The organism is Streptomyces sp. NPDC056161 (assembly GCF_042268025.1).
Lineage (GTDB): Bacteria > Actinomycetota > Actinomycetes > Streptomycetales > Streptomycetaceae > Streptomyces.
In genome coordinates, this window is the sequence record NZ_JBHJUV010000002.1 from 343,681 (window position 1) to 370,642 (window position 26,962).

Annotated in this window: 23 protein-coding genes and 2 pseudogenes; 11 read left to right on the forward strand and 14 right to left on the reverse strand. The window is 70.6% G+C overall.

Translation table 11 applies throughout. From position 1 onward, the window contains the following. Window positions 1–117: 117 nt before the first annotated feature. Both ACFC09_RS03400 and ACFC09_RS03405 read right to left on the reverse strand, forming a co-directional pair. Window positions 118–1,350, reverse strand: coding sequence for a sensor histidine kinase (locus ACFC09_RS03400; protein ID WP_376523481.1), 1,233 nt, complete (start codon window positions 1,348–1,350; stop codon window positions 118–120). A 6-nt stretch (window positions 1,351–1,356) separates the two neighbouring features. Next, entirely contained in the window at window positions 1,357–2,010 is a 654-nt protein-coding gene (locus tag ACFC09_RS03405; protein ID WP_031035257.1) for a response regulator transcription factor, read from the reverse strand. A 408-nt stretch (window positions 2,011–2,418) separates the two neighbouring features. On the opposite strand from ACFC09_RS03405, the gene ACFC09_RS03410 reads away from it, so the two are divergent. Continuing rightward, entirely contained in the window at window positions 2,419–2,592 is a 174-nt protein-coding gene (locus tag ACFC09_RS03410; protein ID WP_376523483.1) for a hypothetical protein, read from the forward strand. 194 nt (window positions 2,593–2,786) lie between these two features. Here the strand turns inward: ACFC09_RS03410 and ACFC09_RS03415 are convergent, their stop codons facing one another. Both ACFC09_RS03415 and ACFC09_RS03420 read right to left on the reverse strand, forming a co-directional pair. Further along, window positions 2,787–3,614: an inositol monophosphatase family protein gene (locus tag ACFC09_RS03415; RefSeq protein WP_376523485.1), complete on the reverse strand. Its 828-nt coding sequence runs from the start codon at window positions 3,612–3,614 to the stop codon at window positions 2,787–2,789. Next, window positions 3,611–4,738 (reverse strand): ferrochelatase, encoded by a 1,128-nt coding sequence (locus tag ACFC09_RS03420; RefSeq protein WP_376523486.1) that lies wholly within the window; start codon window positions 4,736–4,738, stop codon window positions 3,611–3,613. Before ACFC09_RS03420 ends, ACFC09_RS03415 begins: the two co-directional genes overlap by 4 nt. Before the next feature lie 216 nt (window positions 4,739–4,954). Here ACFC09_RS03420 and ACFC09_RS03425 point away from each other — a divergent pair, with 216 nt between their 5' ends. Both ACFC09_RS03425 and ACFC09_RS03430 read left to right on the forward strand, forming a co-directional pair. Then, a complete protein-coding gene (locus ACFC09_RS03425; protein ID WP_376523488.1) occupies window positions 4,955–6,190 on the forward strand; it encodes an MFS transporter in 1,236 nt (411 codons plus the stop codon). After that, complete coding sequence (locus ACFC09_RS03430) at window positions 6,150–7,469, forward strand: D-arabinono-1,4-lactone oxidase (RefSeq protein ID WP_376523490.1); 1,320 nt, start codon at window positions 6,150–6,152, stop codon at window positions 7,467–7,469. The genes ACFC09_RS03425 and ACFC09_RS03430 overlap by 41 nt, the downstream gene beginning before the upstream one ends. Here the strand turns inward: ACFC09_RS03430 and ACFC09_RS03435 are convergent. Continuing rightward, complete coding sequence (locus tag ACFC09_RS03435; RefSeq protein WP_376523493.1) at window positions 7,393–8,193, reverse strand: hypothetical protein; 801 nt, start codon at window positions 8,191–8,193, stop codon at window positions 7,393–7,395. The genes ACFC09_RS03430 and ACFC09_RS03435 overlap by 77 nt on opposite strands. Before the next feature lie 470 nt (window positions 8,194–8,663). Here ACFC09_RS03435 and sepH point away from each other — a divergent pair, with 470 nt between their 5' ends. Beyond that, window positions 8,664–9,695 carry a septation protein SepH gene (gene sepH, locus ACFC09_RS03440; protein WP_376523495.1) on the forward strand — a complete coding sequence of 344 codons (1,032 nt, stop codon included), beginning with the start codon at window positions 8,664–8,666 and terminating at the stop codon, window positions 9,693–9,695. Window positions 9,696–9,879: 184 nt separating this feature from the next. Here sepH and ACFC09_RS03445 read toward each other — a convergent pair whose 3' ends face one another. Further along, a complete protein-coding gene (locus ACFC09_RS03445) occupies window positions 9,880–10,731 on the reverse strand; it encodes a sulfurtransferase (protein WP_376523498.1) in 852 nt (283 codons plus the stop codon). Window positions 10,732–11,055: 324 nt separating this feature from the next. On the opposite strand from ACFC09_RS03445, the gene ACFC09_RS03450 reads away from it, so the two are divergent. Further along, entirely contained in the window at window positions 11,056–11,859 is an 804-nt protein-coding gene (locus ACFC09_RS03450) for a VOC family protein (RefSeq protein WP_376523501.1), read from the forward strand. Window positions 11,860–12,194: 335 nt separating this feature from the next. Here the strand turns inward: ACFC09_RS03450 and ACFC09_RS03455 are convergent, their stop codons facing one another. The 4 genes and pseudogenes from ACFC09_RS03455 to ACFC09_RS03470 all read right to left on the reverse strand — a co-directional run bounded on the left by ACFC09_RS03455 (window position 12,195) and on the right by ACFC09_RS03470 (window position 14,665). Continuing rightward, entirely contained in the window at window positions 12,195–13,286 is a 1,092-nt protein-coding gene (locus ACFC09_RS03455; protein ID WP_376523504.1) for an MBL fold metallo-hydrolase, read from the reverse strand. After that, window positions 13,237–13,659, reverse strand: a complete 423-nt coding sequence (locus tag ACFC09_RS03460) for a zinc-binding dehydrogenase (RefSeq protein WP_376523643.1) — start codon at window positions 13,657–13,659, stop codon at window positions 13,237–13,239. The genes ACFC09_RS03455 and ACFC09_RS03460 overlap by 50 nt, the downstream gene beginning before the upstream one ends. A gap of 275 nt (window positions 13,660–13,934) precedes the next feature. Further along, window positions 13,935–14,267 (reverse strand): annotated as a pseudogene (locus ACFC09_RS03465) (hydroxyquinol 1,2-dioxygenase); the annotation flags it as partial. Further along, window positions 14,171–14,665, reverse strand: coding sequence for a dioxygenase (locus tag ACFC09_RS03470; RefSeq protein ID WP_376523507.1), 495 nt, complete (start codon window positions 14,663–14,665; stop codon window positions 14,171–14,173). The gene ACFC09_RS03470 and the pseudogene ACFC09_RS03465, both read right to left, overlap by 97 nt. A 122-nt stretch (window positions 14,666–14,787) precedes the next feature. On the opposite strand from ACFC09_RS03470, the gene ACFC09_RS03475 reads away from it, so the two are divergent. Continuing rightward, on the forward strand, window positions 14,788–15,714 hold the full coding sequence (locus tag ACFC09_RS03475) for a LysR family transcriptional regulator (protein WP_376523509.1): 927 nt from the start codon (window positions 14,788–14,790) through the stop codon (window positions 15,712–15,714). Window positions 15,715–15,880: 166 nt separating this feature from the next. On the opposite strand, the gene ACFC09_RS03480 is transcribed toward ACFC09_RS03475, so the two are convergent. Beyond that, window positions 15,881–16,723, reverse strand: coding sequence for a helix-turn-helix domain-containing protein (locus tag ACFC09_RS03480; protein WP_376523511.1), 843 nt, complete (start codon window positions 16,721–16,723; stop codon window positions 15,881–15,883). A 76-nt stretch (window positions 16,724–16,799) separates the two neighbouring features. Here ACFC09_RS03480 and ACFC09_RS03485 point away from each other — a divergent pair, with 76 nt between their 5' ends. Together ACFC09_RS03485 and ACFC09_RS03490 are read left to right on the forward strand one after the other, a co-directional pair. Then, window positions 16,800–17,627 carry an alpha/beta fold hydrolase gene (locus ACFC09_RS03485; protein ID WP_376523513.1) on the forward strand — a complete coding sequence of 276 codons (828 nt, stop codon included), beginning with the start codon at window positions 16,800–16,802 and terminating at the stop codon, window positions 17,625–17,627. 601 nt (window positions 17,628–18,228) lie between these two features. After that, on the forward strand, window positions 18,229–18,711 hold the full coding sequence (locus tag ACFC09_RS03490; RefSeq protein WP_376523516.1) for a hypothetical protein: 483 nt from the start codon (window positions 18,229–18,231) through the stop codon (window positions 18,709–18,711). A gap of 49 nt (window positions 18,712–18,760) precedes the next feature. On the opposite strand, the gene ACFC09_RS03495 is transcribed toward ACFC09_RS03490, so the two are convergent. Then, on the reverse strand, window positions 18,761–19,033 hold the full coding sequence (locus ACFC09_RS03495) for a hypothetical protein (protein ID WP_376523518.1): 273 nt from the start codon (window positions 19,031–19,033) through the stop codon (window positions 18,761–18,763). Window positions 19,034–19,386: 353 nt separating this feature from the next. Here ACFC09_RS03495 and ACFC09_RS03500 point away from each other — a divergent pair, with 353 nt between their 5' ends. Further along, on the forward strand, window positions 19,387–21,939 hold the full coding sequence (locus tag ACFC09_RS03500; RefSeq protein ID WP_376523521.1) for a hypothetical protein: 2,553 nt from the start codon (window positions 19,387–19,389) through the stop codon (window positions 21,937–21,939). Window positions 21,940–22,104: 165 nt separating this feature from the next. Here the strand turns inward: ACFC09_RS03500 and ACFC09_RS03505 are convergent. Together ACFC09_RS03505 and ACFC09_RS03510 are read right to left on the reverse strand one after the other, a co-directional pair. Further along, window positions 22,105–22,521 (reverse strand): annotated as a pseudogene (locus ACFC09_RS03505) (transposase family protein); the annotation flags it as partial. A gap of 592 nt (window positions 22,522–23,113) precedes the next feature. Beyond that, window positions 23,114–23,416, reverse strand: a complete 303-nt coding sequence (locus ACFC09_RS03510) for a hypothetical protein (RefSeq protein ID WP_376523524.1) — start codon at window positions 23,414–23,416, stop codon at window positions 23,114–23,116. A gap of 165 nt (window positions 23,417–23,581) precedes the next feature. On the opposite strand from ACFC09_RS03510, the gene ACFC09_RS03515 reads away from it, so the two are divergent. Continuing rightward, window positions 23,582–24,715, forward strand: a complete 1,134-nt coding sequence (locus ACFC09_RS03515) for a hypothetical protein (RefSeq protein WP_376523526.1) — start codon at window positions 23,582–23,584, stop codon at window positions 24,713–24,715. Between the two features lie 766 nt (window positions 24,716–25,481). Next, entirely contained in the window at window positions 25,482–26,897 is a 1,416-nt protein-coding gene (locus tag ACFC09_RS03520; RefSeq protein WP_376523529.1) for a DEAD/DEAH box helicase, read from the forward strand. The last annotated feature ends 65 nt before the right edge of the window (window positions 26,898–26,962 follow it).

The following is a 26,962-nucleotide window of genomic DNA, read 5'->3' on the forward strand; positions in this document are numbered from 1 at the left end:
ACACATGCGAACCCCCGTCGACCCGCCCGAAGATTCAGCGCAAAGCGAACATCCCCGCGTGTGTCGGCCTTCCGGCAAGATCGTCTGCGCCGCGACCGGGATCGCGGCGGCTCACCCTCAGGTCGGCAGGGTGACCCGCATCATGAGCCCGCCCCCCTCACGCGGCTGTGCCGAGATGTGACCGCCGTGTGCGCGCGTCACGGACCGGACGATGGACAGGCCGAGCCCCACACCCTTGTCGCTGCCCGTCCGCTCCGTACGGAGCCGTCTGAAGGGCTCGAAGAGGTTGTCGATCTCGTAGGCCGGGACCACCGGGCCGGTGTTCGAGACGGACAGTACCGCCTGTCCGTGCTGGACCTCGGTGGTGACCTCGACCCAGCCGTCCTCGGGCACGTTGTACCGCACGGCATTCTGCACCAGGTTCAGGGCGATCCTCTCCAGCAGTACGCCGTTGCCCTGGATCACCGCGGGACCGCGCTCGCCCGTGATCCGCACGCTCTTGGCCTCCGCCTCCGCGTGCACCTGGTCGATGGCCTGCGAGGCGACCTCGGCGAGGTCCACGGGTCCCCGCTCCACGATCTGGTTGTCGCTGCGGGCGAGCAGCAGCAGTCCCTCGACCAGTTGCTCACTGCGCTCGTTGGTGGCCAGCAGGGTCTTGCCCAGCTGTTGCAGCTCCACGGGCGCCTCCGGGTCCGACAGGTGCACCTCCAGCAGGGTGCGGTTGATCGCGAGCGGGGTGCGCAGCTCGTGCGAGGCGTTGCCGACGAACCGCTGCTGGGCGGTGAAGGCCCGCTGCAACCGCTCCAGCATGTCGTCGAAGGTGTCCGCCAGCTCCTTCAGCTCGTCGTCCGGGCCGTCCAGCTCGATCCGCCGGGACAGGTCCGAGCCCGCCACCGCACGCGCGGTGCGGGTGATCCGGCCGAGCGGGGACAGCACGCGGCCGGCCATCGCGTAGCCGAACGCGAAGGCGATCACGGCGAGGCCCAGCAGGGCCAGCAGCGAGCGGCTGAGCAGGTCGTCGAGGGCGTGCTGGCGCTGCTGGTTGACGCAGTCGTTCATCGCGTTGTTCAGCTCGGCCGCCGACGGCGCGCTCGGGAAGTTGCAACTGCTGCTGCTCACCGAGCCGGAGAGGATCTTGAACGGCAGCTCACTGCCCACGTTGAGCGCGTTCGCGGCCACCAGGTAGATGATCGACAGCAGCAGGATGCCCGCGATCAGGAACATGCCGCCGTACAGCAGGGTCAGCCGTATCCGGATGGTCGGGCGCAGCCAGGGGAACGGCGGCTGGGGTCTGCGCGGGTCCCAGGTCGGCTTCGGGGGCGCCTGCGGGGGCGCGGGTGTCGTGGCCACGGCGCATCAGATCCGGTAGCCGGAGCCGGGCACGGTCACGATGACGGGCGGCTCGCCCAGTTTGCGGCGCAGGGTCATGACCGTCACCCGTACGACGTTGGTGAACGGGTCGGTGTTCTCGTCCCATGCCTTCTCCAGGAGCTGCTCCGCGGAGACGACGGCGCCCTCGCTGCGCATCAGCACTTCCAGCACGGCGAACTCCTTCGGCGCGAGCTGGACCTCCTTGCCGTCCCGGAAGACCTCGCGGCGGTTCGGGTCGAGCTTGATCCCGGCCCGCTCCAGGACGGGCGGCAGCGGCACACTGGTGCGCCGGCCGAGGGCACGCACGCGTGCGATCAGCTCGCTGAAGGCGAAGGGCTTGGGCAGATAGTCGTCGGCGCCGATCTCCAGGCCCTCGACCCGATCACTGACGTCGCCGGAGGCGGTGAGCATCAGCACGCGCGTGGGCATGCCCAGCTCGACGATTCTGCGGCAGACGTCGTCGCCGTGCACGAGCGGGAGGTCTCGGTCGAGGACGACCACGTCGTAGTCGTTGACGCCGATGCGCTCCAGAGCGGCGGCGCCGTCATACACGACATCGACCGCCAGGGCCTCCCTGCGCAGTCCGGTGGCCACCGCATCCGCGAGCAGCTGCTCGTCCTCGACGACGAGTACGCGCACGTCGCTAGTCCTTCCTGTGTCCACCCGCACGGCCCAACCATGGGCGCGCGGGCAGGGCTTTCCCGGGTGTGGCTCCATCCTGCCCTTTTCGGCCATAAGTCGGCAGTAAGACGGGAACGGAGCCGGACGGATCGGGGCGCCGGGGCGGGAATGCGAAATTTTCTCCTTCGGTTGAGGTTTCTTCGGAAGGGACCGAGGGGAGGACCGGTTTACACCCCGCGATCACGCTCTGCGTGTGCCGTACCACCATGCGGCATGTCAGTCCGCTTCCCGCAGGGCGGGCGCGGGTGTCCGGCACCGTCGCCGCCCAGCAGGGCAGTGCTGGGCACCTGCGGGAGACGTGATCGCCCCTTCTGAACGGCACACCCCCGTGCCACCGACCCACGACCCAGGACGAGGGGGCGCAGCATGGACGCATTCACCGCAGGACTTCTGCAGCGCATAAAGGCGACCGAGTCCGACCTGTCCCGGGCTCGCGACGAGGGCGACGACTTCCTCGCCGAGGTGGAACAGGCCGAACTCGACGACCTGCACCGCCTCGCTGCCGAACACGGTGTGGAGGTCGGCGCCTCAAGCGTCTGACAGCCCGTAGCGCAACGGCGGGACCCCGGCGAATCCAGCGCCGGGGTCCCGCTGCGTTCTACGGCCGGTGTCCTCCGCCTGGTTCCCGGTCGGTGTTCCGCGCCGGGTTCCCGACCGGTGGACACGGACAGGGTCCCGTGTCGGGCCGGCCGGACCGCGTCTGGGGGTCCGGTGCCCCCGTGCCGCAGTAGCCGTCAGTCGTGCCAGGCGCCGAAGTCCTCCAGGAGGCGCTGGAGGGGTTCGAAGACGCCGGGGGTACCCGCCACCGCCAGATCGCCGGAGGGGCGCTCTCCGGGGCGTCCACCGGTCAGGGCGCCCGCCTCCCGGGCGATCAGGTTGCCCGCGGCCATGTCCCACGCGTTCAGCCCGCGCTCGTAGTAGCCGTCCAGGCGGCCCGCGGCCACGTCGCACAGGTCGACCGCGGCCGAGCCGCCGCGCCGGATGTCGCGCAGCAGCGGGATCAGCCGCGCGGCGACCTGGGCCTGGTGGCCGCGGACCGCGGAGACGTAGTTGAAGCCCGTGGACACCAGGGCCTGGTCGAGGGGCGGCGCCGGGCGGCAGGCCAGTGCGCGCTCGCCCGTCCAGGCCCCCGTCGCCCACGCGCCGCCGCCGCGTACCGCGTGGTACGTCTCACCGCGCATCGGGGCGGCCACCACCCCGACGACGGTCTCCCCGTCCTGCTCGGCCGCGATGGACACGGACCAGGTCGGCAGCCCGTACAGGTAGTTCACCGTGCCGTCGAGCGGGTCGATCACCCAGCGGATGCCGCTCGTACCGTCGCTGGAGGCGCCCTCCTCGCCGAGGAAGCCGTCGTCCGGGCGCTGGTCGGCGATCAGCCCGGTGATCAGTTTCTCGGCGGCTATGTCCATCTCGGTGACGACGTCGATCGGGCTGGACTTGGTCCTGGCCACGGCGAGATCGGCCGGACGGCCGTCGCGCAGCAGGTCGCCGGCGCGGCGGGCGGCCTCCAGGGCGAGGGCCAGCAGGTCCGGGTACGGGGTGTCGGTCACGGGGCTCCTCATGCGTAGGGGCTGTCGGCGCCCGCGGCGGCCGGGCGCGGGGTGCGGGCCGGGCAGCAGCCGACCGGGCAGAGGTCGTGGCTCGCGCCGAGCGCGCCCAGGGCGCACCGCTCGACGGGCCGTCCGCTCTCCGCGGCGGCGCGCTCCAGGACCAGCTCGCGGATCGCGGCCACGAACCGCGGGTCGGCACCGACCGTGGCCGAGCGGCGCACCGGCAGGCCCAGTTCGTCGGCCTTGTCCTTCGCCTCCGTGTCGAGGTCGTACAGGACCTCCATGTGGTCGGAGACGAAGCCGATGGGGGCCATGACGACGGCCGGTGCGCCGGCCGCGTGCCGCTCCTCCAGGTGGTCGCAGATGTCGGGCTCCAGCCACGGGATGTGCGGGGCGCCGGAGCGGGACTGGTAGACCAGCCGCCACGGATGGTCGACGCCGGTGCGCTCGCGGACGGCGTCGGCGATCAGCCGCGCCACGTCCAGGTGTTCCTCGACGTACGCGCCGCCCTCGCCGTGCGCCTCGACGGGGCCGGAGGTGTCGGCCGCGGAGGTCGGGACGGAGTGGGTGGTGAAGGCGATGTGGGCGCCGTCGCGCACGGCCTCGGGGAGGTCGGCGAGGGATCGCAGCACGCCGTCGATCATGGGCTCCACGAAGCCGGGGTGGTTGAAGTAGTGCCGGAGCTTGTCGATGCGGGGCGGTTCGAGACCCTCGGCCGCCAGGGCGGCCAGCGCGTCGGCCAGGTTCTCCCGGTACTGGCGGCAGCCCGAGTAGGAGGCGTAGGCGCTGGTGGCGAGCACCAGGACGCGGCGGCGGCCGTCGGCGACCAGTTCCCGGAGGGTGTCCGTCAGGTACGGCGCCCAGTTGCGGTTGCCCCAGTAGACCGGCAGGCCCAGGCCGTGTTCCGCGAAATCCTTGCGCAGGGCGTCCAGCAGGGCGCGGTTCTGGGCGTTGATGGGGCTGACCCCGCCGAACAGGAAGTAGTGCCGGCCGACTTCCTTGAGGCGTTCCTTGGGGATGCCGCGCCCCCGTGTCACGTTCTCCAGGAACGGGACCACGTCGTCCGGGCCCTCCGGGCCGCCGAAGGAGAGCAGGAGCAGGGCGTCGTAGGGGGTGGCATCGTGCGCGTCTGGCATGTCTCGATCCTGCCACCTGGTACCGACAGCCGGGGAACGGCAGGGTGACGAGTGCGGTTCCGGCCGGATTTCCCGCGACTTTCCTGGTGCATTAGGGTGCCCTTACTCGTAAGCTGTATCGACGCCCTTCACGCCTTACTGGCCCGCTCACCGGTCCACCGCGTTCCCGCACCCGCGGCCGGCCGGAGCCCGCCGTACCGCACCTCGGAGACCCACGTGCCCAGCCCCTACCGCGCCCTGTTCGCCGCGCCCGGCAGCAAGGCGTTCTCCACGGCCGGGTTCCTCGGCCGCATGCCGCTGTCGATGATGGGCATCGGCGTGGTCACGATGATCTCCCAGCTCACCGGGCGGTACGGGCTCGCGGGCGCCCTGTCGGCCACCCTCGCGCTGTCGGCCGCGGCGATCGGCCCGCAGATCTCCCGGCTGGTCGACCGGCACGGGCAGCGCAGGGTGCTGCGTCCGGCGACCCTGGTGGCGCTCGCCGCGGCGGCCGGCCTGCTGCTCGCCGCGTACTTCTCCTGGCCGGACTGGGTGCTGTTCGTCTGCGCGGCCGGGATCGGCTCGGTGCCCAGCCTGGGGGCGATGATCCGGGCCCGCTGGGCGGCCCTGTACCGGGGCACCCCGCACCTGCACACCGCCTACTCGTTCGAGTCGGTGATCGACGAGGTCTGCTTCATCTTCGGGCCGATCATCTCCATCGGCCTGTCCACGGCCTGGTTCCCGGAGGCCGGGCCGCTGCTGGCCGCCTGCTTCCTGGCCGTCGGCGTCTTCTGGCTGACCGCCCAGCGCGCCACCGAGCCCGAGCCGCACCGCCGCGAGCACCACGGCGGCAGCGCGCTGCGCACGCCCGGCCTCCAGGTGCTGGTGTCGACCTTCGTCGCCACCGGGACGATCTTCGGGGCGATCGACGTGGTCACGGTCGCCTTCGCCGACGAGCGCGGCCACAAGAGCGCCGCGAGCCTGGTTCTGGCGCTGTACGCGGCGGGTTCCTGCGTGGCCGGGATGGTGTTCGGCCTGCTGCACTTCGCCGGGCGGCCGGAACGTCGTTGGTTGTTGGGCATATGCGCGATGGCCGTGAGTATGATCCCCCTCCTACTGGTCGGAAACTTGCCGCTTCTGGCCGTGGCGCTGTTCGTGTCGGGCCTGTCGATCGCACCGACGATGATCACGACGATGTCCCTCATCGAACAGCACGTACCTCGCGCGAAACTCACCGAGGGCATGACCTGGGTGAGCACCGGCCTAGCGGTCGGGGTCGCCGTCGGCTCCTCCGTGGCCGGCTGGGTGATCGACTCGGCCGGTGCGCGCGCCGGGTACGGGGTTCCGGCCGTGTCCGGGGCCGTCGCGGTCACGGTCGGTTTCCTCGGGTTCCGCCGGCTCAGCAGGCCGGCCGCGGGTCGGGGAGGCGTCGTTGAGTACCACAGCGAGCGAAAAGAACGGCACGTGGCGTAACTGGGGCGGCAATGTCGTCGCCCACCCCGCGCGGGAGGTGACACCGGCCTCGGTGGAGGAACTGGCGGCGGCCGTACGGCGGGCCGCCGAGGACGGCCTCAAGGTGAAGGCGGTCGGCACCGGGCACTCCTTCACGGCCGTCGCCGCCACCGACGGAGTGTTGATCCGCCCTCAACTGTTGACCGGCATCCGCACGATCAACCGGGACGACATGACCGTCACGGTCGAGGCGGGCACCCCGCTCAAGAGGCTCAACCTGGCCCTGGCGCGCGAGGGCCTGTCGCTCACCAACATGGGCGACATCACGGAGCAGACGGCCTCCGGGGCCACCAGCACCGGCACCCACGGCACCGGCCGCGACTCGGCCTCCATCGCCGCCCAGATCAGGGGCCTTGAGCTGGTCACGGCGGACGGCTCGGTGCTCTCCTGCTCCGAGCAGGAGAACCCGGAGGTCTTCGCGGCCGCCCGGATCGGCCTGGGCGCCCTCGGCATCGTCACCGCGATCACCTTCGCCGTGGAGCCGGTCTTCCTGCTGACGGCACGTGAGGAGCCGATGCCCCTGGACCGGGTCCTCGCCGGTTTCGACGAACTCTGGGCCGAGAACGAGCACTTCGAGTTCTACTGGTTCCCGCACACCGGAAACACCAACACCAAGCGCAACAACCGCAGCGCGGGTCCGGAGCGGCCGGTGGGACGGCTGGCGGGCTGGTTCGAGGACGAGTTCCTCTCCAACGGGGTGTTCCAGGTGGCCCAGTGGGTGGGCCGGGCGGTGCCCGCGGCCGTCCCGGCCGTCGCGAACGCCGCCAGCAGGGCGCTGTCCGCGCGCACCTACACGGACATCCCGCACAAGGTCTTCACCTCCCCGCGCCGGGTGCGGTTCGTGGAGATGGAATACGCCGTTCCGCGCGCCGCCCTGGTGGACACGCTGCGCGAACTGAAGACGGCGGTCGACCGCTCCCGGCTGCGGATCAGCTTCCCGGTCGAGGTGCGCACGGCCCCGGCCGACGACATCGCCCTGTCCACCGCCTCCGGCCGGGACAGCGCCTACATCGCCGTCCACATGTTCCGGGGCACGCCGTTCCAGGCGTACTTCACCCTCGCCGAGCGCGTCTTCACCGCGCACGAGGGGCGGCCGCACTGGGGCAAGGTGCACACCCGGGACGCCGCCTACTTCGCCGAGGTCTATCCGCGCTTCGGCGAGTTCACGGCACTGCGTGACCGGCTGGATCCTGACCGGCGGTTCCAGAACGACTACTTGCGGAGGGTGCTGGGGCCGTGACCGAACCGCTGGGCGTCGCGGAGGGCGACGGCGTCACCTCCGTCCGGACGCCCGGCCCCCGGTCCGTGGAAGCGCTCGGCGTGGGGGTCGCGGTCGCCCCGTCCCCCGCGGTGCCCCCGCCTCCCGACGTGTCCCCGGTGCCCGCCGTGTCCCCGGTGCCCGCCGTGGACGTGCCCGCGGACGACGAGGACGTCCCGGCCGACGGGGACCGCTCGGGCGATGCCGGGGCGGAGCCGCCGGAGTCCGCGGACGACGAGCCGTGGAGCACGTCGCTGACCGTGGTGCCGGTACCGCCGCTGAGGCTGCCGCCGGAGACCAGTTCGTACGTGGTGATGCCGGCCATGGTGACCAGGAAGACCACGGCGGCGGCGAGCACCGGGCGCCGCCAGCCGCGGATCCGGGCCCGGTAGACCGTGCCCTCGGTGAACTCGCCCTGCGCCGGGAGCGCCTGCTCCCTGGGCCTCGTGGCGACCGCCGCGTCCCGGATCTGCTCGCCGGTCCGCGAGAAGAAGTGCTGGAAGAAGCTGCCACCGCAGGTGGCGACGACGCTGACGACGCCGGCGCCGAGGATGGTGCCGTAGACGCCGAAGTAGGAGGCGAGTTTGGCGGCCACGACCGCGGCCACCGCGCTCCCCGCGACCTGGGGGAAATTCAGGTCGACCCGCCTGCGCCGCACCTCCTCCCGCCCGCTCGACTCAACAGCTGAATCGGGCTTTTTACGCATCCCGGACCTTGCCTGTCTTTCATGCAGTTGACCGACGGACTACACGAGAAGGTGACGTACAGGCGAAACCGATAGTTCCGTTTTTGTGGATTGCGTGAAGTTTGCCACGCCTGTGATCGAGAAATCCGGGGCAGGGGCGCCTGGCGCCCACCCCCCGCCGGAAGTTGGGCGGCGCGCCAATCCACGCACGTGGTCCGAATGGAGTACTGTTGCGAGCCCTGGGTCCGGTCGTCTTTCGGGGTGCCCGGGGCCTTGTTGGACCGCTGGAGGGGGGCTAGTTGCGCAGGGTGGCGGTTTTGGTCACTTAGCGTTGCGAACAGGTAACCGTGCCATAACGGCGATCCAGGGCCCCAGCCCGACACGCCGGGCAACTCGGCAAGGTTGTGGCAGGCTGCACCCGGGCAGGCCACACTCGACTAGCGGAAGCAGCGACGCACGTGACGTCGGCAGGCACCACCCGGGAGGTTCCCATGCCCGAACTGCGTGTCGTGGCCGTCTCGAATGACGGCACACGGCTGGTGCTCAAGGCTGCCGATTCCACGGAATACACCCTTCCGATCGACGAGCGGCTACGCGCCGCGGTGCGCGGCGACCGCCCCCGGCTCGGCCAGATCGAGATCGAGGTGGAGAGCCATCTCCGCCCCCGTGACATCCAGGCGCGGATACGCGCCGGCGCGACCGCGGAAGAGGTCGCGCAACTCGCCGGCATCCCGGTCGACCGCGTACGTCGGTTTGAGGGCCCCGTGCTCGCGGAGCGCGCCTTCATGGCGGAGCGGGCCCGCAAGACCTCGGTACGCCGCCCCGGTGAGAACTCCGGCCCGCTGCTCGGCGAGGCCGTCCAGGAACGGCTGTTGCTGCGCGGCGCCGAGAAGGACACCGTGCAGTGGGACTCGTGGCGCCGCGACGACGGCACCTGGGAGGTCCTGCTGGTCTACCGGGTGGCGAGTGAACCCCACTCCGCGAGCTGGACGTACGACCCGCCGCGGCGGCTCGTGCAGGCCGTCGACGAGGAGGCGCGCTCGCTGATCGGCGAGTCCGACGACCTCGCCGTACCGGAGCCGAGTTTTCCGTTCGTGCCGCGTATCGCCCGGCTGCCGCGCGAGCGCGCGCTGGACCGCTCCCACGACCGGGAACGGCCGAGCCTGCCGGCCCCGGCTCCCGAGCCGGCCGAGGAGAGCACGAGCGAACGCGACTCGCTGACCAGCCTGCTGGAGGCGGTGCCGAGCTTCCGGGGCGACATGGTGGTACCCGAACGCCCGGCGGAGCCCAAGGAGGAGCCCGTCGCGGAACCCGGGGCGGAGGAGCCCCCCGCCCCGGCGGCCTCGGCCGGTTCCGCCTACGCGGACGTCCTCATGCCACGCTCCGTCGGCAGCCATCGCGACCGCCTCGTCGGCGCCACCGACCGCCAGGCCGAGGCCGACGGCGTCCGTCCGGGCCGCCGGGCGGCCGTCCCCAGCTGGGACGAGATCGTCTTCGGCACGCGGCGCAAGAAGCAGGAATAACCCCGCGCAGCGGGAGCAGTCCGGGGCGCGCGCCGGAAGCCACCGGTAGCGGTCCCGCCCGAGGCGCCCGTATCCGTGGCGGCCCGGCGGGTTCCCACCGCGACCCGTGAAGCAGCGCCGGTGATCTGGCCGTAGCGGAGGCGGCGGAGGTTCGGTGTCCGAGCCCCCGCCGCCTCCACTGTCGTCACTGCGGGTCGGGTCCCACGGCGACCGGCCGGGACGGATCCGCCGACCACTCCGACCACGACCCCACGTACAGCTCCGCCGGGATCCCCGCGACCGCGAGCGCCAGCGCCTGGTGGGCCGCCGAGACCCCCGAGCCGCAGTACACGCCGACCTGCGCCCCGGCAGAGACACCGAGCGCGGCGAACCGCGCCGTCAGCTCGTCCGCGGGCCGGAACCGGCCGTCCGGCCCCACGTTCTCGCTGGTCGGCGCCGACACGGCACCCGGAATGTGGCCGCCGACCCGGTCGATCGGCTCGACGTCGCCCCGGTACCGCTCCCCCGCGCGGGCGTCGAGCAGCACCCCGGACCGGGCCAGCGCGGCGGCCCCGGCCGCGTCCAGCAGCCCGGTCGGCCGCGGCACCGGCTCGAAGTCGCCCTCGGCAGGCTCGGGGACGTCGGTCGACAGCGGTCCCTCCCAGGCGGACAGCCCGCCGTCCAGGACCCGTACGTCCGGGTGCCCGGTCCAGCGCAGCAGCCACCAGGCGCGGGCCGCCGCCCAGCCCTGACCGCCGTCGTACACCACGACCGGCCGGTCGGCCGACACGCCCGCGCGGCGCATCGCGGCGCCGAACTCGGCCAGGTCGGGCAGCGGATGCCGGCCGCGTTCCCCCGGGGCCGAGGCCAGTTCCTCGTCGAGGTCGACGAAGACCGCGCCGGGGAGGTGCCCGGCCGCGTATGCGGCCCGGCCGTCGAAGGCCGTCGCGCCGTTCGCCCCGGGCACGCTGAGCTGCCAGCGGACGTCGAGCAGCACGGGCGGACGGTCCGCGGTCAGGTCGTGGGCGAGTCGGGATGCGCTGATGATGACTTCCATGGCCCCCATCCATACGCCAGGGGTGGCCGCGTCGTCCAGGTCCGACTACTCTGCTCCGCCGGACAGGCTCGATCACGAGGCGTACGGAACCGGGCACGTGCTGTACAGCTGATGGACACCCGACGGCAAACGCCCGATAACGGGCACGGAACGACAGATCAGGCATTCTCCCGGCAGTGTGCCGTCGGGTGGTGACGCAGCCGTGCCACGTGCGGGCACGGAGGGTGTGAGCAGCGGGACGGTGCGTGCGCACCGCCGCGGCACACCGGTTCCGCCGAGCGGAAGCGACACGGCCACCGCCAGGGGGCCGGGGAGAGGGTGACGATGACCGAGTCACGGGGGTCGGCCGATTCGGCCGACGGCGCGCACGCCCAGCGTGCGCCCGGCACACCCTGCTGGGTGAGTCTCATGGTGCACGCGCTGACGGCGACGGAGGATTTCTACGGCGCGCTGTTCGGCTGGGAGTTCCAGCCCGGACCGCTGCAACTCGGCCCGAACGTGCGGGCCCTGCTCGACGGGCAGGAGGTGGCCGGCATCGGCCAGTTGCCGCCCGACCGGCGGCTGTCCGTCGCCTGGACGCCCTACCTGGCCTCCGACGACGTGGACCGGACTGCGGAAACGGTACGGCTGTGCGGCGGCACCGTCGGGGTCGGTCCGCTGGACGCGGACGAGGCCGGGCGGATGGCGATCGCCTCCGACCCCGCGGGAGCCGTCTTCGGGGTCTGCCAGGGCACCGCCCGCCTCCGTACGGCGGTCACCGGGGTACCCGGCACGCCGGCCTGGAACGAACTGGTCACCTTCGAGACCGCGAGCGTCGTCAAGTTCTACGAGTCGGTGTTCGGGTACGAGCAGGATCCGGTGGTGTCCGCCGACTTCGACTACGTGACCCTGCACGTCGACGGCCGGCCGGTGGCCGGCGTGCACGGTGCGGGACAGCGGCTTCCGCGCACCCGCGGGCCGCACTGGCTGACGTACTTCGAGGTCGGCGACACGGACGCGACGCTGCGCCAGGTCGTCGACCTGGGCGGCGGGATCCTGAAGCCGGCGCACGACAGCGAGCACGGGCGGGTGGCGACCGTGGCGGACCCGGAGGGCACGGTCTTCTCCGTGATCCAGAGCCCGCGCTGACCGCCGGCGGCCTCCCCGCCCGCCGGTTCAGCCCTGTTCCGCCGCGCAGCCGCCCAGGACCAGGGCGAGGAGGCGTTCGGCCTGCTCGCGCGGGCCGGCTCGCCGGCGACGAGGGTGTCGGCGTTCTCGTTGTCGGCGAGGGTGATGGCCGCCGACAGGTTGTTCACCGGCAACAGGTTCGGCCGGTCGGCGTCGACGACGTGTGCGTCCGGCACGGGAAGGTGTTCGCCGACGGCCGTGATCGTGCCGTCCTCCACCAGCACGTCGCCGCGCGGGAGTTCACCGATTCGGGGGCTCCGGTGCAGACGATGCCCCCTTGCTGAGCGTTCTGCCTGTCACCTTTGACCTCTGTACGGTTGCTCGAAGGGCCGCGGGTCACTGCCAGGTGCGGTGTCGGCGGGTACGTCGCCGATGGTGAGCACGGTGCCCGCGGTGATGAGGGCGAACGCCTCCGGGGCGAGGTCGGAGACGGCCTTCTTGAGGGGGAATCCGCTGCAGTGCATGGGGGCGATCAGCTGCGGCTCGTAGGCGGCGAGCGCCTTCGCCGTGTTCTCGATCCAGCCCGTGCTGATGCCGGGATGACCGGTGTGGAACCCGCCGAGCACGCCGTGGACCTTCTCGGTGCCGGTGAGGGCCCGCATGTGCTCGACCGAGCTGACGACGCCGCGGTGCCCGCACGGGTCGATGACGATCAGCCCGTGGCCTTCGACGTCGATGCCGAGGACCTGGTGGTCCTCGATGTCGTCGGCCTCCACACGGCCGTCCGCGTGGACGCACAGGCGTCCGGCGGGGGCTTCGAACTCGAAGTCGGCGGTGGTCCGCATCTCGCCCGAGGTGCGCAGGCCGGGTCCGAGCGGGACGGAGCCGCGGGCCTCCATCGGCTGACCGCCCGATGCTCGGATTCCCTCCCGTGTCAGCCCGATATTGATCATCGGCAGGGTGGTGTGCGATGTGACGATCATCCGCGGGTCGAACGCGTCCGGATGCACGACGACCGGGGTCGGGTGGCCGATCGCCCTGAGGACTCCGTTGATGCCGCCGAAGTGGTCGGGATGGCCGTGGCTGAGGACGACCGCCTCCACCTCGTGCAGATCGACGCCGAGGTGCCGGGCGTTGTGCAGCACCACCTCGGAGGTCAGCCCGGCGTCGAACAGGATCGTGCTGGAACCGCTTTCGGTGAACGTCTCCACGAGGAAGCACAGCCCGTTCTCGCGAGCAGTTCGCCGTAGCGCGAGTTGAAGTGCTGGTCCATGGTGCAGCGGCGGATGCCCGGGGTCGAGGGTAGGAGGATGTCGATGAAGTTCTCGTCGAGAACGGTGATACGGGTGCCTGCGCAGCGTGTCATGGTGTCGCCTTCCTCGGTGGTTGCGGACGGCCTCAGGGAACGACGACGACGCGGCCGGAGACCCCGTCCTCCACCGCGGCACAGGCTTTGGGGCCCTCGTCGAGGCCGAACCGGTGGGTGACCGGCAGCGGGCGGAAGTCGCCGCGCTCGAAGTAGGGGGTGAGCAGGGCCAGCCGTTCGGCCGACTCGGTGACGTCGAGCTTGCGGCTGTCCGCACCGAGCATGCGGGCCTCGTGGCGGTAGAAGTCGGGCAGGTGGATCTCCACCGTCGGGGTGCCGACGGCGCTGATCACCACGAGCCTGCCCCGGTGGGCCGGCGAGGCGAGGGCCGCGGCGGTGGTGATCCCGCCGACTGCGTCGTAGACGACCTCGGCTCCCCGGTGTCCGGTGTGCGCCAGCAGTTCGCCGGCCAGTGCGGCCGGGTCGGGGGTGAAGGGGACGAACTCGTCGATGATCTCCGCCGCCCCGGAACGGGCAGTTCGGCAACGCCCAGGACCTCGGGACCGCCGAACCGGTCGAAACGGAGCGCGCGCACGCGGATGTCCTTTCTGGACGGGTGTTGGACAGGGGGGTCCGGTTCCGCGGCGTCAGCGGCGGTCCGGGGCGAGGCGAAGGTCCATTCGACGGTCTGGAAGGGTTCGGACATCACGGTCCCGTCCGGCGCCGTCTCCCCGGCGCCGTGCTGGACGAAGTCGGCGACCAGTGAAGTCTTGGCGCCGAACACCGCGTCCCGTTCCAGATAGGGGTCGTCACCCCGGAACAGCATCGTGACCAGCGACTCGTGGTCTTTCGTGTGCAACCAGAAGTGGATGTGCTCGGGCCGCATCGGGGAGCGGCCGACGGCGCGGAGGATCTCGCCGCAGGGGCCGTCGGTGGGCACCGGGTAGTACCGCGGCACGATCGAACGGAACCAGAACCGGCCGTCGTCGTCCGTCGCCAGCAGCGCCCGCATGGCGGTCTCGCCGTTCAGCCTGTCGGCCTGCTGTACGTCGTAGAAGCCTTCGCCGTCGCTGTGCCAGATGTCCACGCACGCACCCGCCACCGGCCGTCCTTCGGGGTCCACGACCGCACCGCTGAAGAACAACGGCATGCCCGTGACGCCGCGGAGATGTCGGCGCCGTTCTCGACGCGGGGCCGGCCTTCCACGTAGAAGGGCCCGAGCAGGGTGGAGTCGGTGGCCGAGCCGCGTGCGTGGTTGATCCGGTCGACGAGCACGCTCAGTCCCAAAATGTCCGAGAGCAGCACGAACTCCTGCCGGGTGGGGGACGACAGGTGGCCGACCCGTTCCAGGAAGTCCACCGCGGTGAACCATTCCTCGCTGGTGAGGCGCGTCTCGCGGGCGAAGTCGTGCAGGTGCTGGACCAGGCTGACGAAGAGTTCACGCAGGCGCGCATCACTCGCCCCGGCGAAGGTTCCCTGCACCGCGGCCGTGATCGTTTCCTCGGTCAGATCGATCGCCATCGCTCGTCTCCCCTCACACGGATCCACTTCTCGACCCGTGACGAAAAGCATGACCCCGGCAGATATATCTCGTCCAACAAAAAGACCCGATGGAGATGATCTCGATGTGAGATAATGTATGGGTGGAACTACGGCAGCTTGAGTACTTTGTGGCCGTCGCCGAGGAGCGCAGCTTCTCCCGTGGCGCCGAGCGGGTCCATGTCGTGCAGTCGGCGGTGTCGACGGCGGTCGCCAAGCTCGAACGCGAACTCGACATCCAGCTGCTCGACCGTTCGCGGTACCGCATCGCGCTGACCCCGGCGGGCGCCCGGTTTCTCACCGAGGCACGCGGGACGCTCGCCGCGGCCCGGCGCGCGAAGAACTCCGTGGACCAGTTCCGCGAGCACCTCAGCGGCAGCGTCGACCTGGGCACCCTGATGTCGTCCGGACCGCTCGACCTGCCCGCCGCCCTCGGCCGCTTCCACACCGAATATCCGCTGGTCTCGATCAGGCTGCACCAGAGCGTCGCCGGCACCGCCGGGCACCTGGCCGCCATCGCGGACGGTTCACTGGACCTCGCCCTGGTCGCCGCCACCACGGCACCACCGCAGATCGCCCTGCGGCCGGTCGCCCGTGAACCCCTGGTCCTGCTGTGCCGGCCCGATCAGCGGCTGGGCTCCCGCAGCCAGGTCCAGGTGTCGGACCTGGCCGGGGAGACGGTCGTACGGTTCGCGGCGGGCTGGGGCATCCGCCGCCAGACCGACGACGCCTTCACCACCGCCGGGACCGACGTCGACGCTCCTTACGAGGTGGCCGACTACGACACCGCCGCAGGGCTCGTCCGCAACCGGCTCGGCGTCACCCTGATGCCCGCCACGGCGGCCGGCAACTACCCGGATCTGCGGACCATTCCGGTCACCCCCACCATCACCTGGACGCTGGCGCTCGCCACCCAGGCCCAGTTCCCCGCGACACCCGCGGCGACGGCGATGGCCGGCACCCTCCTCGAAACGTGCCGGCCCTTCCTGACCGCGGAGGAACTGTCCTCCTACGGGGGCGCCGACTCCTAGGCGGTCCGTGTCGGTGGGCCGACGGGAGGGCGTGGCGACGAGGCGCACCTGGCCGGACAAGGCCCGTGGTCAGGGACGGTGCGAACGGACGGCGGGGCCGCGGGGCGGCGCCACCGGTGTCCGCGTGCCTGCGACTCAGGACGATGCGGCTGCCCACGCCGGCGCTCTATTTCCGGGCCGGTCCGGGCCAGCCCCACGCGATGTCGTCGACCGCGAGGAACGGCTCGTCGACCACGGTCGCGGGGGTCAACCCGGTGTACGCCATGACGTCCCGGTGCAGGTGCGACTGGTCGGTGTAGCCGCTGTCGGCCGCGACTCCCGCCGCGTCCTGACCCGCGACCAGGCCGTGGACCGCGTGGTCGAAGCGGACCAGCTTCGCGACGCGCTTGGGCGACAGACCGACCTGCGACCGGAACCGGGACCACAACTGTCTGCGGCTCCAGCCGAGTTCGGTCGCGACACGCTCGATCCGGACCGTGCCCCGGCTGGCGTCGATCCGACGCCAGGCCCAGGCCACTTCCGGGGCCACCCGCGACGCCGCCGCACAACGACGGGCGAGCCACGCGTCGACCCACGCGAAGCGGTCCGTCCAGGACGGAAGGTCGCCCAGTCGCTCACTGATCCGCGCCGATTCCCGGCCCCACAGGTCGTCGAGGGTCACCGCGGTGGTGTCGAGGTCGGCGACGACCCCGCCCAGGACGGCGTGCGCGACCACCGGTGACAGGCGCACCTGTAGGCACTCGAAGGCGTCGACCCGCAGCGCGGCCAGGCGTTCGCCGAACCCGAGCCCGGTGACGAAGCTGCCGTGCTGCTGCCGACCGGTGGTGTCCTCCACGACGATCGTGCCGCCGAACACCAGGACCAGGGCGACGGCAGGATGCGGGATGAGCCGGAGACCGGGCGGGGTGATGCCACGGTCACGGAACCCGGCCATGGTGACGCCAGGCATGCGGATGGGACGTGCGGGACAGGTGATGTCCCACAGCAGATCGTCCGTTTCGGCCCCCATTCCTCCATGTTACGCACGCCGGTCGCCGGAACATTTTTCCAAGCCACCGGGCCGCACCGCCGACCACACTGCCCGCATGACCGCTTCCGAGAACACGTCACACCTCGCCACCGAGGAAACGACCCTGCCCCTGGCCGACGGTGAGATCCACGTCTGCCAGGACGGCCCGCCCGGCGCCCCCGCACTCCTGCTCATCCACGGAACCGGCGCGTCGGCTCGCTCGTGGGAGCCGATGGTTCCGCTGCTGACCGGCTCTCACCGGGTCATCCGGATCGACCTGCTCGGGTGCGGCCGGTCAGGCAGACCGGACGGCGCGAGCTACACGGTCGACGACCAGGCCCGCCGGGCCGGCGAAGCGCTGGACCGGCTCGGCGTCGACCACGCCGCCGCCGTCGGCCACTCCAGTGGCGGGGTGTTCGCCACCGCCCTCACCGAGCAACGACCCGACCTCGTGACCGCCGTCGTGCTCATCAACACCGGCCCCGACATGGCCGCCTACATCGCGAAGGAAGTCCCGTTCCGGACGGACTCGTGGACGGACCTGACGGACGACCAGATTCGCCGGGCCGTGAGCGACGGCTTCCACGAGGGCTTCGCGATCCCCCAGGATTTCGTGGACCAGTTCCGGGACATCGACTTCCACATGTTCGGCGCGACGTCACGAACGATCCGCGCGTTTCTCGACCAGCGGTCGCTCCCGGTACGGCTGGCGCCGCTCGGCAAGCCGCTGCTGGTGCTCTTCGGAGCGGAGGACCGCAGGTGGCGCCCCACGTCCGCGGCCGACTACCGCGCCGTCCCGGGCGCGACGGTCAAGATGCTGCCCGGCATCGGCCACTCACCGAACCTTGAGGACCCGCCACGGACCGCCGCGCCACTTCTGGCCTTCACCGAGGGCCTGCGATAGGGGAGGGACGGCACCCGCCCTCGTGCGGACGCCCGCATCGGACACGGACGGCGTCACCCCCTTGGTCCCGGAACCGGCCCACGAAGGCGAATCACGCAACCACGATTGCACGGTCCTCGTCTGCGCCGAGACCGCGTCGACGAGTTCGAACGGCACGATCGCCGCCAGCTCCCCCGCCATCAGCTCCCCAGATGACCGGGCACGAACCGGCCTGCGGCCACAGGGACCGAACGGCAGGTGGAACTGCCGACGCAGGTGCGAGGGCCGCCGAGGCAAGTGCGAGGGCTCCGGCGCAGGTGCGAGGGCTGCCGGGGCAGCGATGGCTTCACCGGGAGTGGAATCATCGCGAAGGCGAGGTCGACCGTCAGCAGCAAGATCGGCGCCAGCTGCCCGCCACCACCGGCCACGCGTACCCCCACACCAACAGCAGCAACAACAGCAACAAGTACAGTCCCCTGAAGTACGGTTCATGGGGTACAAGGCGTCCTGGAAGAGGTACCGCTCCGCCAAAGGCAAAGGACTACGTCGGCATACACATCGGCCAGGGAACGGCACGCTGCCCCCGTCCCGAAACCGGCCGGAAGTATGGGGAAATACCATCATGACCCACTTGGTCCCGCGAGCCTCACTCGTCGGATGTGCTCTCACGGCGTCGCTGCTCTGTCTCACCGCCTGCACATCAGGCAGCGAGGACGACACGTCGGCGAAGACGTCACCCTCATCCGCGCCGAGCGCGTCCCGGACGACCGCCGGTCCGTCCGAGCAGAAGCTCACCGAGCAGGCTCAGGCAACTCTGGCCGCCGTCCAGGACGGGAAGATGGTCGAAGCCGGCGCGGAACGCGTCAGTGACGGCATCCACACCGAACCCACCTTGAGCGAGGGCAGGACCTACCGGCTCAACGTGGTCTGCTTCGGCAGCGGCAGCGCGAACCTCACCGTGACGCCAGAGAGCGAGGAAAGACCGGTCCCGTGCGACCAGTCGGTGGTTCAGCAGCGCATCACGGTGAACAAGCCGATACGCATCGACGTCAACGGCAGCAAGGGATCAAGTGGCGTGATCGCCTGGCAGATCGACGCCTTCTGATTCGGCCGGACCTGAGCGCTCCCGGCGTGATTCGCCGGGAGCGTTCGGCTCAACGCTGATCGCGTTGCCGTGCGGGTCGACGACGTAGTCGAGGTTCCACCGGAATGATGGCCAGATCGACGGAGCAGGAGAAGTTCTGGTTGTCGTCGCTTCTGAAGGACAGCCCGATCCGGTCATCCGAATGCGCCTCGCGTGACATGGCGGAGCCGTTCTTTCCGTCCACCACGATGAAGCCCCAGGTGCCGCTGTTCTCACCGGCAAGCGATGGCGTAACGGATGGCACCCGCCTCCGAACATGCGGAAGCCCGTGCCTCTCAGCCATGCGGAGACACCGACTTCCTGCCCGCCTCGTTATCCACGCGAGGAGGACCAGAGAACGTACGTCAAGACACAGCAGGCAGCCGGCTCGGCCGGTAACTGCCGTGCCTGCTCCGGCCGCACCTCTCACCATGTGTCCTGGACTCCCAGACCCGCCACACCGCCACCACCCCCGGCCGCCGATGACCCGCGTCACCTGTCCCGGCTCACCAGAAGTCCGCACCAGCTCTCACCAAAGGTCAACCCTCCGCAATCGCCACCGTTTTCAGGGGCAAGTAGCTACTGTAGGCGCGGCCGCGTCTGATACAAGCCACCTCGGATGCGTGACCGGCGATGAGACAAAGGAGACATCTGGCCGTGGCCGCAAGCGAGTATTCCGGTGAGCCTCCCCGAACGGTGGTGGCCATCACCGCCACCGATGTCGTCGGCACCGCGTTCACGGGCCGGGGCGCCGATCGCACCGCGGATGCGCGAACCCGGCAGGCCACAATCATCGCCCAGGCGGAATCGGACCTTCCGGCAGTAGTACGGAGCGTGTACGCGGACCGACTGCGCTCCGTCGACCTACGGGAGGGTGACAAGGAGAGGTACTTCGCCGCTACTGACCGCCAGGGCATGACCTTCACGGTTCGGGTGGACGCCGTCCCTCTGCCGTCGGGTACCGTCGCCCGCACCTATGTCAACACCACGACCGACAACCACATCGTGCAACTGTCCGACTCCATGGACCCGAGGCAGGTCGGCCGGGCATTGAGTCATGAGCTGGGTGAGACTCTCGCGGTGCGGGACCGGGCCCGCGCGGGGAGGACCACCCACCACCAGGACTTCCTCAAGCGCGGCCGCGCAGCCGAGCGCGAGGGCGGACTCTCGGACGAGGATCTCGGCAGGGTCGGAGAACTCAATTACCTCGCTGCCCGTATGAACGACCACGCCCTGAGTAGTCGGCAGCACAATCAGGCACGCAGTGAATTCATCGCCCTGATGGACCATCTAGGACTTCGCCCTCAAGCCTCGATCCGTGAAACCGCGAACCGCGCTGCGGAGCAGGCCGCCGCAGACCTGCGCAGGAAGGCGGCCCATAGGCACCTGTCCCTGACGGCGAAGAACGCAGTCCGGCAACTGGCCGCCCCCATCGAGCGCCTGGGCAATTTCGACACCCGTGCCGTACAGGCTTTCCATGCCCGCGCGCGGACAGCACCGCGGCGCGTTCCGCGAGCTGTCACGAGTCAGCCGACGCCGGGATTCCGGCCGGACGGTTCGCCCATTCCCCGCGAGGAACTCGCCGCAGCGGCGGGGCAGGCAGCCGAACAGCGCACCAGGGCCAGTGACCGTACTCTGGACGAGCTGCGAGCCGAGATCGCCCGAACAGGTGAATGGCCGAGCAGGCAGGTGATCATCGGCGGTGGGGCCAGCCTCACCTGCCGGACCTCCGACACACTTCTCATTGATGCGCGCGGCCGTTGGCACCTGGATCCCGGCGAGGGCATCGTCCAGTCCGCCGACCATGTGCGAGCCCTACCCGCCACCGGCATCGGCCACCCTCACCAGTTCGCCCAGCCCACCAGCCGGGTACCGATGCGAGCCATACAGCTGTGGCAGGACACCCTGGCCGCCCGCGGCCCGGTCGTCGACGGTCACGCCCGCCTTGTCCCCGGCAAGGACGGCCACCTCTACACGCAGATCAAGCCCACCGACGGCTCCGAGCCCGTCCGCATCAGGGTCGAGGGCACACCGACCGTCGCCACAGGAGTGCCGCCCGAAGTGATTCCGGGTGTCGACTCCAGCGCTCAGACATTGTCCGAAGCCCTGGACGCCCTGCGCAAGCACCTTCCCGCCTCCCGTCCGGTGCGCGGGCTGACCTCGGCTACCACGGCGCAGGCCGCTCTGCGGATGCTGCGCGCCGGAGGCGTCCTCACCGCGCTCCGCGAGGAGAAGCACGCACAAGGCGCTCTGCGCACTCTCGACGCCACCGCGGAGTGGGAATACGCCAGGGCGCAGGCTCCTGGGCGGGTCCTGCTGGGCGACGATATCGCTGACAATCGCAACCACTTCGACCCGAACGTCGTCAACACCTGGCTCATCACCGGTTCCGGCGGCAACGCCGCGGCCAACGCCGAGATCATCCTCAAGGCAAATCCCCACGCGCATGTGACCATCGTCGGTTCGCGTATTCCTCAAGTGTTGTTCGAGAACGTGCAGTTCAACGCAGTACGCAAGCTGTTCGACGCCGCACACGGCGGCGACGGCCGCCTGGCCATCAACATCGCCCCGTCGAATCGGGTGGGAGCCGTGCAGATGAAGACAGGCCCCCGTGGGCAGATCCTGTTCCGGGAGGGCAACGTAGAGGCTGAGGCGTACGTCAGCTGCGTGGGCCGGACCGCACCATTGCCGCAGGCCGCGTCCGCACTGGGGAACTGGACCCGAGCCTGCGGTGGCCGGATCACCGGAGATCTGATGTTCAGCAAGGAACAGCAGTATCTCGGCTACGGCCTCACCTTCGAGGCCCGGGGACGACAGCACCGCGTCGAAGTGACCGGCGCCGCCTCCCATCAGCTGCCCCGCAGCGTTTTCCGAGCAGAAACACAGTCCCTGCTCACCGCCATGGCACTGCGCGCAGTGCCTCCCCAGACCGGCAGTCCGCCCCCGGGGTTCGCACCGACCGCCTGGCAGGCCGCCCAGTTGGCCACAGCCCGTCAGTACCGGACTGTCGAGTTGCACAGCACGGTCCCGGACAGCTGGGGCATGCTGAATGTCAGTGCCGCTGCGCGCCGCTTCCTCCCCGACATCGCGACGGCCGGATCCGCTGCCCGCCCGGCAGCTGCCCCCGGTCCTCGCCGCAGTTCCGGCAGCCGCGGACCCCAACATTCCCAGGCAGGCACTGCGAACGGCGCACCTGGCAGAGCACGGTGAGAGTCCTGGGAGGAGACGTATTGCTCTCCTCCCGTGGTGAAGTCGGCCCGAGTGTTTTGACTGAGACGTGTGCATCGTGAGACTGCGGGTCGGGCGGGCTGGTGTGCGTAGGTGTGGGGACGCTCAGCCAGGTCCGGGGCGGTAGTCCAGCGACAAGATCGTCCGTCATCGGGCAACTTCCTTGTCCGTGAGGACCAGCAGGGGCCCGCACCAGCGCGGTCGCCCATCTCGGATCCGTGCGGACCTTGCCCAGGACGCGCCAGTTCTTCAGGTGCGCGAAGCCGTGCTCGGCCGGGGCACGCACTGCGGCGAGTGCCTTGTCCGACAGCTTCTGGCCACGGGTCAGCAGCCGGTTCCGGGCGGCCTTGTACCGGTGATCACCGCCGGGTCAGCGTCGGGATCACTGTCGTCGAGGCCGACGAAGCCCAGGTCGGCGATGGCTCCGAGGCCGGCCGCGCGGAGCTGGGCGGTGAGTTTTGCCGTGTGGGCAGGCGGTGACCTCCGAGGTCCGCGCGGGCCGGGCCGCGGAGAGACCCACAGCAGCCGGCCCCGGTCGTCGGTGAGCGCGATCACGAGCAGGCCACCGGAGAGGAACCGCACGGCTCGCGCTCCGCATTCGCCATACACCCCACCGTCTCCCCGGCGCATCGGCGTCTCGTCATGCCCGACCGAACTCGTGACACACGTCAACCGCGCGCGGTACCTTCCGTCGCCCCGCTCGCGGATTTCGGAGCCGCCGAGACCGTCCACGGCTGGAGCGGCGCCAGCCGCGCCCGCCCCTCAACCGCCATCGTGACGCAAATGCGCAGGTCAGCGCCGTGCGCCCGACCAGCCATGTGGTGTGGCTCCTGCCCAGGATTCGAACCTGCGGCCAACGGCACAGCCTCTGCATAGGTGCAGAGTGGATTCCACGGTCATCCGTGATCCCGGAAACCACCGCCCGCAACGGTTCCCATCTGTCTGGTGCCCCGCCGGGGACTCGAACCTGCGACCAAGCGCGACAACGACACCATGACGTCCAACTGAGCGGCACGCGGGCCCCGTCACGGCCAGTCACCCCGCGCCCCGCCCTGCGAGTCCTGCCTGGCACTCGGACCTCCGACCAGGGTCACGGCCCAGAGCCTCCCGCTCCTCCATGGCCAGTGTGCGACCGGCAAGCAAGTCGACGCGCTTCTCACCGACCGGCGGTCACATGCCGGTGACCGGCAGCACATCCGGCGACAGCGCCGCCGCCCGCGCCGCGGCACTGAATGCGCCATGTGCGGGCGATGTCCGTCGTGAGGTGCTCCCGCCGTACGGAAGCCCAAGGTGCCGTCAAGGGCAACGGCCTGACCGCCTCGCCCTCGTAGAAGTCACCGCCGGTGAGAACCTGGCCCCGCGCGCGGAGGGTGACCGCGGATGGGGGCTTCGTCTTGTCGCTGCGCTGCAGCCTGCCCGCGGCCGCCAGTTGCAGCGCGGTCGCGGGCTCGGGTCTCACATCGTGCTCCATCGCCCGCTCGGTCCGCACCGCCGCAGCCCGTCCCTCCCCCGCAGCACTTCGCCCCTGCTCGCCCTACGTCGTCAGAGTGCGGCGTCCGGTCGGCTCCGCCGCCGTGGCCCCTCCGCGTCCCAGCCCACCTGCGGCGGCGATAGGGTCCGCCGTGTGAGCGAGTACCAGTATTACGAGTTCCAGGCCCTCGACCGTCCGCTCAGTCCCGAAGAACAGGAACAACTGCGGGCCATCTCCACCCGGGCCCGGATCACCGCCACGAGCTTCACCAATACCTACAACTGGGGTGACCTCAGCGCCAATCCGCGCCACATGGTCGAGCGCTACTTCGACGCCCACCTGTATGTCACCAACTGGGGCACCCACCGGCTGCTGCTCCGCTTGTCCAAGCAGGCCCTGGCCCTGCCCACGGTGAAGCCGTACTGCCTGGACCACCAAGTCGACGCCTGGACCACCCGCACCCACCTTCTGCTCGACCTGACCAGCGAGGACGAGGGCGGCGACTGGATCGAGGGCGCCGACGACTCACTGGCCGCCCTCATCGGCGTACGCGACGAACTCGCCACCGGCGACCTGCGCCCCCTCTACCTCGCCTGGCTCTCCGCGCTCGCCGCCTGGGAACTCGAAGACGACAGCGAAGAGGAGTACCAGACCTGCCCGGAGCCGCCCGTCCCGGCCGGGCTCGGCGAGCTGACCGCTCCACAGCGCGCGCTCGCGGACTTCCTGCGCGTGGATGGCGATCTGCTGGCGGTCGCGGCGCAGGCCAGTCCCGTCACGCCCAAGACGTCGGCCAGGCCCGCGAAGAAGGAACTCGCTCCGCTCATCGCCGCCCTGCCCCAGAAGGAGAAGGACGCTCTGCTGCTACGGCTCGCCCTCGGCCCGGAGCCCCAGTTGCGCACCGGACTCCTGCACCGCCTGTACGGCACCACCGCCGCCCCCGCCACCGTCCCCGGACGCCGCTCCGCCGCCCAACTCCTGGACGCCGCCCACACACGACGCACCGAACGTCGACAGCGCGCCGAACACGAACGAGCCGCAACCCGCGCCCAGCACCTGACCACCCTCGCGAGCGAGGCCGACTCCACCTGGCGGCAGATCGAGGCACACATCACCACCAAGAAGACCAACGCCTACGACCAGGCCGTCACCCTCCTCGCGGAACTACGCGACGCGTACGCCCACATCGGAAGGAGCACGGACTTCCGACAGCGCCTCATCAGCCTGCGCGAGGACTACCGGCGCCGTCCCGGCCTCATCCACCGCCTTGACCGCCACGGCCTCCGATAGTTCCCCTCCTCCCTGGCAACGATCGGGCCGAGCGGCACCCTCCGTATCTCAGGGAGGCAGCGTGAACGCCCGAAACATGCACGAGCTTGTCCGAACGTCGAACGCTGGCCCTCCACGGTCACCACACCTTCGATCCTCGCCGTCTCCGGGGCGGCAAGCGGCCTGCTCCTGATCCGCAAGGAACGTCAGGACGGCGCGGATCACATCCAGTTGACGCCGTCGCAGCTGCTCACCCTCCGGCCCGTCTACAACGACGTACCGGACATGAACAGCGGGCGGTGGTCCGCATCTACCGCACCGCGACGACGGTATCCCCTGCGCACGCTCTGCATTCGTCATGCCACCCGGCTTCTCCCGGGCACACCGGCGTTCCGCGACACCGGCCGCACTCGTGGCGCAACAACCCGGCCGCACTCGTGGCGCAACAACAAGGGTGTGCGGGACCCCTCAGCCCGGCTAGCCACCGCTCGCCGTGCGTGGATCCGGCGAGAAGATCTCGATCGGCCTTCTGGAAGAGACGTCAAGACAGCCATCGGGGTCGCGGCCCCGCAGGGGCCGGCAGCCGGGGGAAGCAGCGCGCAGACGGCCGACTGGGGCCGGCACCGCCGGGCCGCGATCTCAGAACGCGGGGCTGTCACTTTGTGTTAGCCTTATGCTTTTGCGTGCTCGTGACGGTTGGCGATCCTGCCTGTCCGGTTCCTCTTGTTCGTCGACTGCTCATTCCTACCGGGCCTTCCTCGGTACGTTCGCATGCGGAAGGCTCTTCATGAATCATCCTGACCACCCCGGCGCCTCGCACAGTGATCTCGCCCCGCTCATGGCCACTGCCCCAACAGCGCCCCCGTTCGCTTCCTTCGCGAGCCTGGAACTGCCCGCCGAGATACTGCGAACGCTCAGCGAACTCGGTGTGCGCGAGCCCTTCCCGATCCAAGCGGCCACGCTGCCCAACGCCCTCGCGGGACGCGATGTCCTGGGGCGCGGGCGCACCGGATCGGGCAAGACGCTCGCCTTCGGCCTGCCGCTGCTCGCACGGACGGCCGGGCGGCGCGCGGAACCGAAGCAGCCTCTCGCTCTGATCCTGGTGCCCACCCGAGAGCTGGCCCAACAGGTCACCGAGGCGCTTGCGCCGTACGCAGAGGCACTGCGGCTGCGGATGGCCACGGTCGTCGGCGGCTTGTCGATCGGCCGGCAGGCCGTTGCGCTGCGCGACGGGGCCGAGGTGGTCGTCGCCACCCCCGGCCGTCTGCACGACCTCATCGAGCGCAGGGCCTGCCGCCTGGGACGGGTAGGGATCACCGTCCTCGACGAGGCCGACCAGATGTGCGACATGGGCTTCCTGCCGCACGTGACCGAGGTACTCGACCAGGTGCACCCCGACGGTCAGCGGATGCTGTTCTCGGCCACCCTGGACCGCGACGTCGACCAGCTGGTCCGCCGCCACCTCCACGACCCCGTCGTCCACTCGGTCGACCCGTCCGCGGGCTCAGTCACGACGATGGACCACCATGTTCTGGTCGTCCACGGCCCCGACCGGTACGCCGTCACCACGGAGATCGCCGCCCGCGACGGCCGCGTACTGCTGTTCCTGAACACCAAGCACGCGGTCGACCAGCTCACCCGGCATCTGCGGGCCAACGGGGTGCACGCTGCGGCCCTGCACAGCGGCAAGTCCCAGCCGCAGCGCACACGGACCCTGGCACAGTTCAAGAACGGCCAGATCGCCGTCCTGGTGGCGACCAATGTCGCGGCCCGTGGCCTGCACGTCGACGACCTCGATCTCGTGGTCAACGTCGACCCGCCCACCGACCTCAAGGACTATGTGCACCGCGCCGGCCGCACCGCCCGAGCCGGTGACTCCGGCAGCGTCGTCACGCTGGTACTGGCGGATCAGCGCCGCGAGCTGAGCCGGCTGATGGCCGGGGCCGGCATCGAGCCGACCATCACCAAGGTGCGCTCGGGCGAGGCGGAGCTGAGCCGGATCACCGGGGCCAAGGCCCCCTCCGGCACCCCGCTCGACGGCGGGCCCGCCACGCCCCGGCCCAAAAACACCAACGCTCCCTTCCGCGGCCTGGGCACCAGCAAGGACACCTCCCGCGGCGCCGGCGGCAAGTCCCGAAAGGCCGCCGAGGCCCGGAAGCTCGCCGAGGCCCGCAAGGCGGCCCTGGTGCGTCGCGGCGGGTGAGAGCCGCTGCCCTGATAATCGAATACGTCCGACCACGAAAGGGAGAATCTCCAGCCCGGCCCGAA